The organism is Pseudomonas carassii, from assembly GCF_036324045.1.
GTDB lineage: Bacteria > Pseudomonadota > Gammaproteobacteria > Pseudomonadales > Pseudomonadaceae > Aquipseudomonas > Aquipseudomonas peradeniyensis.
The window spans coordinates 1-1,609 of the sequence record NZ_JAZDCT010000084.1 but is presented as its reverse complement, the minus strand read 5'-3'; the positions used below and the strand labels follow the sequence as shown (position 1 = coordinate 1,609).

Here is a 1,609-nt window from a genome sequence, read left to right as displayed (position 1 = left end):
GCCCGAAGCGCTGGCCGTTGTACAGGGTGAGCTGAGTCTGAGCTACGGCGAGTTCAACCAGCGTGCCAACCGACTGGCTCATCATCTGATCCAGCGTGGCGTGGCTTTGGGCGACCGCGTGGCGCTGTGCTTGGAACGTGGCCCGCAGCGACTAGTGGCGATGCTGGCCGTGCTCAAGGCCGGCGCGGCGTATGTGCCGGTCGACCCGGGCTACCCGGCGGAGCGCATTGCCTACCTGCTCAGCGACAGTGCTCCGGCGCTGGTGCTGGTCGAGTCGAGCACTGTGTCGCTGGTGGGCGAGGTGGCCAAGGTTGCCCTGGATGGCGATGACTGGGTCTGTGAAGCCGATATCAACCCCGTCGTCACCAGCCTCGACGCGGATCAGCTGGCCTATGTGATCTACACCTCCGGCTCCACCGGCCAGCCCAAAGGGGTGATGGTCGAACACCGCACTTTGACCAACCTGATCCACTGGCATTGCCAGACCTTCGAGCTGGGCGCGGGCAGCCACACCTCCAGCGTCGCCGGTTTCGGCTTCGACGCCATGGCCTGGGAGGCCTGGCCGGCACTGTGCGCCGGAGCGGTGCTGCACCTGCCGCCGGCGTCCATCGGCGGCGAACATGTCGATGAACTGCTCGACTGGTGGCTGGAGCAGCCGCTGCAAGTGAGCTTCCTGCCGACACCGGTCGCCGAGCAGGCGCTGCGCCGCGAACGGCAGCATCCGACCCTGCGCACGCTGTTGGTCGGCGGCGATCGCCTGCGCCAGTTCGAGTGTGATCCGGGCTTCGCGCTGGTCAACAACTATGGCCCGACCGAGACCACCGTGGTGGCGACGTCGGGGCAACTGCAACCGGGCGGGGTGTTGCATATCGGCAGGCCGACCGCCAACACTCGCACTTATGTGCTGGACGAGCAGCGCCAGCCAGTGCCGGTCGGTGTGATCGGCGAGTTGTACATCGGTGGTGCTCAGGTCGCCCGAGGCTACCTCAACCGTCCTGAGTTGACTGCCGAGCGCTTCCTCGACGATCCGTTCAACGGCGGTCGGATGTACCGCACGGGTGACCTGGTGCGCTGGAACGCCGACGGTACGCTGGACTATCAGGGCCGTAACGACGACCAGGTGAAGATCCGTGGCGTGCGGATCGAGCTGGGCGAGATCGAAGCGGCGTTGAAAGCCGTGCCGGGTATCGCCGATGCGGTGGTGCTGGTGCGCGACGAACGCTTGCTGGCCTGGTTCACCGAAGCCGCTACGGTCGATCTCGACGCCTTGCGCCAAGGCCTGCAAGCCAGCCTGCCGGGCCACTTGATACCGCAAGCCTTCGTCCGCCTGGACGATCTGCCGCTGACGAGCCATGGCAAGCTGGACCGCAAGGCACTGCCGGACCCTGATCCTTCGGCCCTGGCACGCCAGGTCTATGTCGCCCCAATCGGCGCGACCGAGGAGGCCATGGCCGCGATCTGGGCTGAAGTCCTGGGCATCGAACAGGTTGGTCGCCATGACAACTTCTTCGAACTGGGCGGCCATTCGCTGTTGGCGGTGAGCCTCACCGCACGCCTGCGCCAGGCCGGCCTGCAGGCCGACGTGCGCACCTTGTTCGGCCAGCCAACC

General features: G+C 66.5%; 1 protein-coding gene. It reads left to right on the top strand.

Going from position 1 to position 1,609, the window contains the following annotated elements; all coding sequences use genetic code 11:
• A partial coding sequence (locus V0R62_RS26635; protein ID WP_330105824.1) for a non-ribosomal peptide synthetase occupies positions 1 to 1,609 on the top strand: 1,609 nt, incomplete at both ends.